This window comes from uncultured Metabacillus sp. (assembly GCF_947503125.1).
Lineage (GTDB): Bacteria > Bacillota > Bacilli > Bacillales > Bacillaceae > Metabacillus.
Window position 1 is genome coordinate 1 of record NZ_CANNCR010000095.1, and the last position, 10512, is coordinate 10512.

Sequence of the window (10512 nt, forward strand, 5' to 3'; positions counted from 1 at the left end):
GCGGCGGTCAACAAGTTCACTTCGGTGTTAATTAAAACTAAAACGTTGTTTTTTCATAGAACTTTTGACACTACCTAAGCGGTCTTAATACTTACTAATTCGGTCCTTTTACCTCAACCATTTTATCCCTTCAATAACTAGAAACAACTCTTTGTTGTTTACGCTTTCATTATCCTATAGATGATTTTTGATTAATAGAAGGTGAAAGTGATATATCTTGTGTTTTAACAACTACTTTTGAAGCGCTTTTAACTGTCTTGTTTTTCTAATACTATCAACCATAAAAAATAATTTTGATAATATAAAAAAAGAATGACCAACGATTTCTCATCGACCATTCTTTTCCCACCTTTTTGCTTTAAGATCTCAATTTATATTCCTGCGGGGTTATTCCCAAGGATTTTTTAAACACATGAGTAAAATGAGCTGGGTCATTATAACCAACTTGTTCACAAACTTCGTAAATTTTTAATGCAGGGTTTCTCAACAATTGCTTTGCTTTTTCAATTCGCAGTTTGATAAGATAGCTGGAAAAACTCTCTCCTGTTTCCTCTTTAAAAATTCTTCCAAGATAAGTCGGATTCAAATAAACCTCTTCTGCCAATACTTTTAACGTTATATCCTCGGATAGCTTGGTTCTCATTTTCTCAAGTACAATTTCAATAACACGACGGTTCTTTTTTCCCTCATATTTTTTTTCGAGATGTTTAACTTCATCTGTATTTTGCTTTATATCTCCATAAAAGGCAACAAAAGAAAAATCAGTTTTTCGAGCATCTTCCATAGCATAAATACTTTCTCTATAATGAACATGTAGCTCCGTTAATTTACGGCAAGGGAAGCCAAATCCTATAATCAGCTCTATTTTTAACAATGCTTGAATCGTTTCATAAAGACGACCCAACATTTCCTTATAAACCAGACTTTTTTCTTCTGTATCATTCAAGAAAACGATAACGGCAAGATGCTGCTCCTGAACAGTGACATACGCTTTTCCAAAGGGGAGAAACCATTCTTCAATAATATTTTTTATGGCTGAATAAGCATGAATCTCCACCCATCCTTTTGGAAGTAAACTAGCATCCTTTAAACAACAGGTAAAGACCAATATTTCATGAAATTTCGGGATTAATTCATCGTCATAATATGGGTAAGGTAAGCCAAAAAGCAAATCATCTAATCGTTTTTCAAGAATGTCTCTTTCTCTTTTCTTTGTTAATCTATATATATTTTTCTCTTTCAAAATACAGTTTTCAATTCTTTCAATCGATTCAAACAGAGATTCAAAAGAAGTTGGTTTTAAAAGATAATCGACTACTCCGTATCGGAGAGCTTGCTGAGCATATCCAAAATCCTTGTATCCGGTTAATAAGATAACTTTAACGGTAGAAAAATTCTCTTCAATATATTTACTTAATTCCAAACCGTCTACGGCAGGCATACGAATGTCCGATATAACTAAATCAACTTCATGCTTCTTTAGCACCGTAATTGCTTCTTCACCATCCTCAACAGCAGCTGTTATCTCCCAGCTACTTTTCGCACCTTGAATCATTTCTTTAAGCGTTCGTAAGGCGAATGGTTCATCATCTACAAGCAATATTTTCATTCTATCCCTCCTCTGTTATCTAGTTGGAAAGGAATCACAAGCTGAACTTTTAGTCCTCCCAAAGAGCTATGACTTAACTCGAGTCCATAGTTATGACCGTATATCAATTTGACTCGATGATGCAGATTGGAAAGTCCTATTCCTGAATGCATCATTTTATCAGTCTCAATTTCTAGATCTTCGTTATATTCCAGAGCAGTTTCCATATCCTCTTGGTTCATCCCTTTTCCATTATCCTCTACAATGAATTTAACCATGGTGCCTTCCTTTGTAATGGAAATATTGATCAACCAATGCCTTCTTTTTATATTCTCTAACCCATGGGTAATGGCATTTTCTACTAGAGGCTGCAGCAACAGTTTCATTACTGGATATTCAAAAAGTTCTTCATCCACATACATGTTAATCTGCAGCTTTTCCTCATAGCGATAACGTTGTAGTTCAATATAATGGTTTAATTGCTTTAAATCTTCTTTTAGTGCAACAAATTCAGAACCGGGTTGTATACTGTACCGCAGAAGTTCGCTTAATGACAATACCATCTCTGCCAGCTTGTTTTGCTTTTCACTTATCGCATAATAATAGATTGTATTGAGTGAATTATATAAAAAATGCGGCTGAAATTGGGCTTTCATCGCGATTAGTTGTGCCTGTTTTTCTCTTATCTGCCTATAAGACAAAGTCCTTATTGTTTCATCTAAATTTTCGATCATATGGTTAAAACTATCGTAAAGAACAGCAACTTCCCAATTATTCATTGTTCCTGTATAGGGCTTTAATTTCCCACTTTTTAGATTAGACATGCGGTATGCCAGATGCCTGATTGGCCTGGATAATGACCATGAGAAAAAGAAAGCTAATATCAAAGCAGCAACAATTCCAAGAATCACGATAACAAGAGCACTATTTTTCATTGCTTCCAATTCCATTATGGCTTCATCAACATCGATATAAGTAACTACTGTCCAGTTACTATAGGGAGATGTGTAGGATGAGATATACACAGATTTTCCATCCATTCCCTCTTGTGAGATATTTCCATTATTCCTGCTATCATGTACTTTATCCAATAAAGAATCGTCCACTGTATGTCCAAACTCACTTGAGTCCGTCGAATACAAAATATGCCCAGTTGAATCGATAACTTGAAGTTTATTCGAAGGGTCCGTTAGGAAGTTTCCAACAACATTTTCAGTCGCTTCAACCGGAATCACTGTAAGCATATACCCAATGTTTTGAGATGGATGAGAATAATCTTTAATCTCTCTTACACCTAAAATGCCATGAACCAAATCTTTCGTTTCTATGTCATATAATAGATTATTCCTTGTCCAGAACATCCCTCCATCTGAATCAAGAAATGGATACCAATTCATCTGTTTAATATTAAAGGGACTATAGAAGCCTCCTATTCCTTGATTGCCAACTAGTTCTACATGAAAATCATTTCCGAGGTAGGCCTGTTCATGCGTGATCACTTTTTGTACATTATAATCACTAACCTTTTGACCCAATGGCTTTTTATTTTTATTCTTTAAATATTTTTGTGTATCGGGATGTAAGGCGATCCTCAACGAAAGACGATCATATTCCTCTAACATACGATCTATTTTCCCACTCATTTGAATAACCGACTCTAGTAAGTATTGTGATGTTTTATTCATTACAACCTTAGAGGAAAACCGATAGGAAAAGTAACTGCTAATTGAAATGGCTAAAATCAATATGATGGAAAATCCAATAATCATTTGTAATAATATCGTTGGTTTTTGTTTCATATGGCTCCTCCAGCTATTGCATTGAATAATATGAAAATAATCCTTATCGTCCTGGAAAGGGTTGATAAGGATTAAACGTAAAACAAGAATACTACTTTTTTAAAATTGTCTTTTCATAATTAATAATGTGGATTATCCATTCAAGGTCAAGCTTATATCATATGAGATCATGCAACCTTTCCTTGATACATGTCTACACTTGTATCGTCATAATAATGATCAGGAAATCGCTTACAAAATCTATAAAATGAATAATTTTTACTTATTTTATAATAGCCCTTATAGAGGAGTCAATTTCCTATTGTTGGTCTGAGAATATCTTCTACTGCTTCTAATACTGTATTTATTAGCATCCCTTACGCTTCCTTAATTAGTAGTTTAAAAATCATGTTGTACGGATTCTTTTATAATTAATACCTAATAACCTAATTGTTCATTAAACTAAAACACTTTTTACGGAATCTTTCCATCCTTGATAATATTGATCTCTCAACTCACTTGAAATAACTGATTGATAATGTTTGCTTTCCTGATTTAGCTGTTTTATATCATCAATCGAGTTCCATATCCCAACAGCTAATCCTGCTAAATACACGGATCCTAATGCAGAAAGTTCTGCAATCAATGAAACAACTACGTCATTTCCAAGAATGTCAGCTTGGTATTGCATTAAAAAAGCATTACTTGTCGCACCACCATCTACTTTTAACTCTTTTATCGCAATATTTGATTCGGTTTTCATTAATTCAATGGCGTCTTTTACTTGATAAGTGATACTCTCTAATGCTGCACGAATGATATGAGATTTTCCTGAATTTCGATTCATACCTAAGATAGCAGCGCGTGCATATGGATTCCAATAAGGGGCACCTAACCCAACAAATGCGGGAACTAAGTATACACCTTGATTATCTGGGATAGACGTTGCGATTGATTCAATCTCTGTGAAATCACGAAATAACTCAAGATCCTCTTTTACCCACTTAAGAACATCCCCCGTACTATTGATAATCCCTTCAAGCGCATAGCTCACTTCACCATCAATTCCCCATGCAATGGACGAAACTAAACCATTTTGTGCATTTACTAAACTACCAGTATGCATCATGACAGAAGTACCGGTACCATAAGTTGCTTTTGCCATCCCTTTTTCAAAGCACTTTTGTCCAAATAGAGCACCCTGTGAATCACCAATAATTCCTGAGATTGGTAATCCTATAACAGGAAGCGCAGGGTCATTTATGATACCAAAAATATCATTTGAGCTTCTTACCTCTGGCAGCATTGTTTTCGGAATACCGAATATCTCTAATAATTCATCGTCCCATGTAAGCGTTTGAATATTAAATAAAAGCGTTCTACTAGCATTTGTATAGTCAGTTGCATGAACACTCCCACCCGTTAACTTCCATATTAACCAACTATCAATTGTTCCAAGCAACAACTTGCCTTCGTTTGCTCGATCTTTTGCACCTTCTACATGATCTAAAATCCATCTTATCTTTGACGCAGAAAAATAAGGGTCAATCGTTAATCCTGTTTTCGCTTGGACTTTATCTTCATATCCTTTTTCTTTTAGGCCCTTACAAAAGTCAGATGTTCTTCTACATTGCCAAACGATTGCATGATAAACCGGAATTCCTGTTTCTTTATCCCAAACGACAATGGTTTCCCTTTGGTTAGTTATGGCTAACACTTTATATTGATTAAGAGAAACAGAGGCTAAATGAACAACCTCTGTTATCACTTTTTTTACATTTTCATAGATTTCTATTGGATCATGCTCAACCCAGCCTGATTCTGGATAGTATTGTTCATGAGCTAAAGCTGTTTTATGGGTAATTTTCCCTTCTGAGTTTACAACTAAAGCTTTCGTACCAGATGTGCTTTGATCGATTGCAAGAATATAGTTTGGTGTCATAGCCATCCCTCGATTAGTTATTTATCATTTGCAAAGCGATTTTTTTCACATTGCTCACACTTATCCCATAATGCACAAAGACCTCAGCAGTATTCCCTGTAATAGGAGGTTCGTCTGGTATTCCAATGATTTTCACCGGAACTGGTTGATGTTGAATGACCACTTCAGCAACTGCTGCACCTAAACCGCCATATACACTGTGCTCTTCGATGGTAATAATTTTTCCAGTCTCACGTGATGCCTTGATAATGGCTTCTTCATCTAAAGGCTTAATTGTATGCATGTTGATTACTCTACAATTAAGTCCTTCTTGTGCTAGTGCTTCCGCGGAGTCTAATGCTACACGAACAGTTTCTCCACTAGCGATGATCGTTAAATCAGTGCCATCCCTCATCGTAACAGCTTTACCGATTTCAAATTCGTAGTCATCTGATACATAGGAATCTTCCACTGGATTACGTCCAATTCTTACATAGACAGGTCGGTCATATTCAACCAATGCTTCAATCATTTTCTTTGCTTCATGACGATCTGCAGGCATCATGACATCAAGACCTGGTATTGCACGTGTTACTGCTAAATCTTGTAGGGAGTGATGTGACATACCGAGGGCACCGTAGCTAACGCCTCCACTTATCCCTATTAACTTTACATTTGTCTGTGAATAAGCAACATCTACTTTAATTTGTTCGATACTTCTCATACTTAAGAAACAAGCTGGTGAAGCAATAAATGGCCTTTTACCAGAATGCGCCAATCCAGCTGCCATCCCAACAATATTTTGCTCAGCAATTCCAACTTCAACAATTTGTTCCGGCAATTCTTTTCCAAACTGTACCATTGAAGCTGAGCCTCTTGAATCACTAGTAAGCACTAATAAATCTTTATCCTTTTTTCCCAATTCTAACAAGGTATCACTAATCACTTGACGATTTGCGATTTTATTTCCGATTGTAGGTTTTAAAGCTACATTTCTCATACCAAAACCTCCAGTTGTTTAGAAAGTTCTTCCATAGCTAAATCGTACTCATCTTTTGATGGTACACGATGATGCCATGCCCCTACATTCTCTGCAAATGAAATTCCTTTCCCCTTTACTGTATTAGCTATAATCATTGTAGGTTTTCCACCTGCTTTTGGCGTTTTCGAGAATACATCTACCAGCTGTTCAACGTCATTGCCATCTACTTCAACAACTTCCCAGCCAAAACTTCTCCATTTATCTCCTAATGGTTCTAATGCCATTACAGCTTCTGTACTTCCTGTTATTTGTAATTTATTTCGATCAATGATTGCTACGAGATTATCAAGCTTATATTGCGCAGCAGCCATTGCTCCTTCCCAAACTGAACCTTCAGCTTGTTCTCCATCACCCATAAGCGTATAAACTTTATATGATTTCCCGTCCATTTTTCCAGCTAATGCCATACCTACTGCAATTGGTAAGCCATGACCTAAAGCACCCGTATTCATTTCAATGCCTGGTACTTTATTATTTGGATGTCCTATTAATCTAGATCCAAATTGAGAAAATGTCTTTAATTCTTCTTTAGGGAAAAAGCCTTTATCTGCTAATATCGCCCATAGAGATTCAACTGAATGTCCTTTACTTTGAACATAGCGATCTCGATCTTCCCATTTGGGATTACTTGGATCAATGTTCATAATCTTATAGTAAAGAACTGTTAAAATATCCGTATTTGATAATGAGCCTCCTGTATGTCCTGTTCGAGCATTGTAAATCATTGTTAATAATTCCATGCGAATTTCAGCTGCTTTTCTTTTTAAAAACGTAATCTCTTCCATAAAGAAATCCTCCTTTAATAAATCAAACTTATTACTTGTTTAAATCACTTCCACGGAGCCATGCCTTTATTTCTTCTACCGTTGGATCAACCGGGTCAGGTGTTAATCCAGGAATATACTCACATGCCTCAAATAGCACCGGGATTACGTTTGCATGTATTCCTACTGAATGATGAATATACGGACCTTTAACTAATTTTTCTTCCCATAAAGGCCAGTCATTTACCTCAACCCACACATATGACCCTCTAGTAAATGGCCCTTCAATCCCTTTTGCTTTTCCAAGGAAGATTGAATACTCACCATGGTCTCCATCAAAGCGGGCTAAAGTCATTTCTCCACCTTTAATTTCACCTTCATGAGTTCCTGGTGAATGGTCATCAAATAAGAAGTGTTTGTTTAATTTTGGTTTTTCCTCTTTACTCAGAGATACGGGGAAGTTTCCGCAATGAAACAATAATTCACCATTTGGATTCTCAGGATGACGAACAGTGATGTCTGCAAAAAAAGTTGGATGTGTATTTAATGTTGCTGCTTGAACCATAATCGATGTAATTGCTCCATGGATATCTGTTTCACAGGTAACTGGAATTTGTTCATCTGTTAGGATTGCATTTGCTAAGCAAGGCATGATCCCAATAATATCTTGCAGCGTTGACCAACATTGGATCGCAATCGCTGTACTTCTTGTTTCTTCAGCTAACTGTTTCATTGCTACCTTCAATGATGCAATTCGTCTAACATCCTCTTCAGTCACTGAGCTCCAATCAAGCTTTTCCTTGATATAATTTACAGCCTCATCTAATTCCGGGCTATCCGTCTTTTCTATTTTTAAAGTTGTTTTCTTTAACTCATCCAGTGTTATCGGATGAATTTGAATACCAAATGTCTCTAATAATTCACCCTCATTACAAATAACGGACCAAAAATCAGATGGTCGAGTTGAAATCTGTAAAATTCTTAAACTATTAAAATGCTTGACTACATTTGCAGCCCCAATGAAATTTTTAAAACCTCTTTCAAAGATTGGATCATCAACGCGGCAGTTCGTAATGTAAGTGAACTTAACGTTAAACCGTCTTAGAACCTTTCCTGTTGCAAAGATTCCACATTGTGAATCACGAAGGCGCATGCCGTCTTCTAATGGCGCTTCATCTCTAGGACCCCAAAGCAATACCGGTTTCCCAATTGCTTTTGCCACACGAGCAACAATATCTTCAGTTCCAAAGTTACAGTGTGGGAAAAATAACGCATCCACCTCGGTATCTCTAAAACGTTTAATAATAGAAGGCTCTTCAAGTCGTTCATGTAATAGTCCTTCCTCGTTAATCCCCTCTAAATCAACGATCTCAATATCCAATCCAAAGCTTTCAATTTTTTCTCTAATTAAGTTTTTGTATTTAAGTGCATCTTCTTTACTAAAAACAAATCGACGTGTTGGTGCAAAACCTAATTTAAACTTTTGCATAGGTGTACTTACCTCCTGAAAAACATAAGAATTAGTCTGAAATTTTATTAATCAAGTTTTGAAGCGCATACATAAACTAAAATAACTAAACTAATTTAGTTTTGTTTAACTTATTATAGATTTATAATAAATGAATTTTTAAAACTAGTCAATAAACACAGCTGCTATTTTTTAGTTATTTTTATTTATTATATAAATAAATTTATTAAAAACTAACGAGATATCAGTCGATACCCTTTTAAAATCAGCTGTAAACCCCAGCTTTCATTGAACTAAATGATTACACATTGTGTTTTATATCTGTTATAATTCAATAAAAAAGTTTAGTTTTTTTATATAAAATTAAATTAGGTAGGAGTCATTTAGATGAAAATAGGTGATATCGCTAAATTGGCAAGTGTTTCAAAATCGGCTGTTTCTTTAGCTTTAAATGGAAAAAATGGGGTTAGTGAAGAAACACGTGAGAGGATAATCAAAATTGCGCAAAAACATGGATATATTCCACGTCCGATTATAAAAGCAGATCAATACTTTCAGACCCGAAATAAATTATTAAGGTTTGTAGCTTGCACAAACTCAGGAATTGTTACAGAACACTATGAATCTCTTCCATTTTTTATGGAGTTAATAAATAATATTGATAAACAAATTAACCCTAGCGGCTACTCTTTATTAGTGTCAGCAGTTGACATTAATATGTTAAAGGAGGAATTAACAAGACTTGAGCAAGAACAAGCATCTTCCGGAATTTTATTATTAGGAACAAACTTAACACCCGAACAAATCAGCATAGTATCAACTATTCAACGAAATTTAGTTGTTCTTGATACTTGCTTTGAAACGTTGAATACCAATTTTGTCGTAATGAATAATGTCCATGGGGCATATTTAGCTGGAAATCATCTTATTGAATTAGGACACAGTGAAATTGGTTATATAGAGTCAAATTCCAGAATGTATAATTTCGCTATGAGAAAAAAAGGCTTTTTACAGTCACTAAGTGAACATGGTTTAACTATTAAGAAAGAGAATGTATTTTCATTGTCCCCAACAATGATTTCGTCCCAAGATGGATTTATAGAAAAGATAAGAAAGCAATCATACAGCCTTCCTACAGCTTTGTTTTGTGAAGCAGACTATATGGCAATTAGCGTCATTAAATCTCTATCTGAGTTAGGAATTCGTGTACCTGATGACATATCAATAATTGGTTTTGATAATATTTTTGAATCCCAAGTCATTACCCCTGAATTAACAACGATTCATGTAAAGAAAGATAGAATGGCTGCAATGGCCGTCGAAAAACTGATAAATCAAATAGAAAATAATGATTTAGATCGAATAAGCATGTTTATAGATACTGAATTAGTAGTAAGAAAATCTAGTACTTTTAATAAAAAAGTAAAAGATACAGTTAAGATTAATCAAAATTCCTTAGTCTTTTAATAAGCTAGGGGTTTTTTTGTTCCGATATGAACCGACAACCTGCCGAATCACGTCGTCACTTATTTTCATCGCTGTTCAGGTTGAATAACGGTATCTCATGAACCGGTACTCCGCTTTCATCAGCTCCCTAAGAAAGCTTTTTCAACCATACTCATCATCTTCACCTGCCGTTAGATCAAGGTCAAATCTACTTGGAATTACTCGTCCACCAGGAAACAATTCAGTTGTTTACTTAAGTATTTCTTCTATGAAAATTCCCTTCAAAGATTATATATAGGCATGTGTGGATAAAAGTAGCGCTGGTTTCACATAAAAATAGGGATATTCTGTAAAAGATAATTCTGAGGTACCTATCTGTCTCTGATAAAAAAATTTTAGGAGATAATTGTTAAAATTTTATACTTCTTACTGTTATTGCCATCCCAAAATGACCAAAAGTTGACGGTATTGCCTGTCCAGAATTAGACGATTATAATGTCCATAT

Annotated in this window: 7 protein-coding genes; 1 reads left to right on the plus strand and 6 read right to left on the minus strand. The window is 35.2% G+C overall.

Annotation, left to right across the window (positions count from 1 at the left end; translation table 11 throughout):
- Window positions 1-358: 358 nt before the first annotated feature.
- The 6 genes from Q1B07_RS25150 to Q1B07_RS25175 all read right to left on the minus strand — a co-directional run bounded on the left by Q1B07_RS25150 (window position 359) and on the right by Q1B07_RS25175 (window position 8582).
- The gene (locus Q1B07_RS25150) at window positions 359-1609 is read right to left on the minus strand and encodes a response regulator (protein WP_299095073.1); all 1251 of its coding nucleotides are present in this window, start codon (window positions 1607-1609) and stop codon (window positions 359-361) included.
- Entirely contained in the window at window positions 1606-3387 is a 1782-nt protein-coding gene (locus Q1B07_RS25155; protein WP_299095071.1) for a sensor histidine kinase, read from the minus strand. Before Q1B07_RS25155 ends, Q1B07_RS25150 begins: the two co-directional genes overlap by 4 nt.
- Before the next feature lie 436 nt (window positions 3388-3823).
- Window positions 3824-5308 carry a glycerol kinase GlpK gene (gene glpK / locus Q1B07_RS25160; protein ID WP_299095069.1) on the minus strand — a complete coding sequence of 495 codons (1485 nt, stop codon included), beginning with the start codon at window positions 5306-5308 and terminating at the stop codon, window positions 3824-3826.
- Between the two features lie 13 nt (window positions 5309-5321).
- Entirely contained in the window at window positions 5322-6287 is a 966-nt protein-coding gene (locus tag Q1B07_RS25165) for a transketolase C-terminal domain-containing protein (protein WP_299095066.1), read from the minus strand.
- Entirely contained in the window at window positions 6284-7114 is an 831-nt protein-coding gene (locus Q1B07_RS25170; protein WP_299095063.1) for a transketolase, read from the minus strand. Before Q1B07_RS25170 ends, Q1B07_RS25165 begins: the two co-directional genes overlap by 4 nt.
- A gap of 31 nt (window positions 7115-7145) precedes the next feature.
- On the minus strand, window positions 7146-8582 hold the full coding sequence (locus Q1B07_RS25175) for an L-fucose/L-arabinose isomerase family protein (RefSeq protein ID WP_299095060.1): 1437 nt from the start codon (window positions 8580-8582) through the stop codon (window positions 7146-7148).
- A 366-nt stretch (window positions 8583-8948) separates the two neighbouring features.
- Here Q1B07_RS25175 and Q1B07_RS25180 point away from each other — a divergent pair, with 366 nt between their 5' ends.
- Window positions 8949-10028 (plus strand): LacI family DNA-binding transcriptional regulator, encoded by a 1080-nt coding sequence (locus Q1B07_RS25180; protein ID WP_299095057.1) that lies wholly within the window; start codon window positions 8949-8951, stop codon window positions 10026-10028.
- The last annotated feature ends 484 nt before the right edge of the window (window positions 10029-10512 follow it).

Bases quoted from the DNA above. Each gene is read 5' to 3' on its own strand.
- Q1B07_RS25150 (WP_299095073.1), bottom strand. From the start codon at position 1,609: ATGAAAATATTGCTTGTAGATGATGAACCATTCGCCTTACGAACGCTT.
- Q1B07_RS25155 (WP_299095071.1), bottom strand. From the start codon at position 3,387: ATGAAACAAAAACCAACGATATTATTACAAATGATTATTGGATTTTCC.
- glpK (WP_299095069.1), bottom strand. From the start codon at position 5,308: ATGACACCAAACTATATTCTTGCAATCGATCAAAGCACATCTGGTACG.
- Q1B07_RS25165 (WP_299095066.1), bottom strand. From the start codon at position 6,287: ATGAGAAATGTAGCTTTAAAACCTACAATCGGAAATAAAATCGCAAAT.
- Q1B07_RS25170 (WP_299095063.1), bottom strand. From the start codon at position 7,114: ATGGAAGAGATTACGTTTTTAAAAAGAAAAGCAGCTGAAATTCGCATG.
- Q1B07_RS25175 (WP_299095060.1), bottom strand. From the start codon at position 8,582: ATGCAAAAGTTTAAATTAGGTTTTGCACCAACACGTCGATTTGTTTTT.
- Q1B07_RS25180 (WP_299095057.1), top strand. From the start codon at position 8,949: ATGAAAATAGGTGATATCGCTAAATTGGCAAGTGTTTCAAAATCGGCT.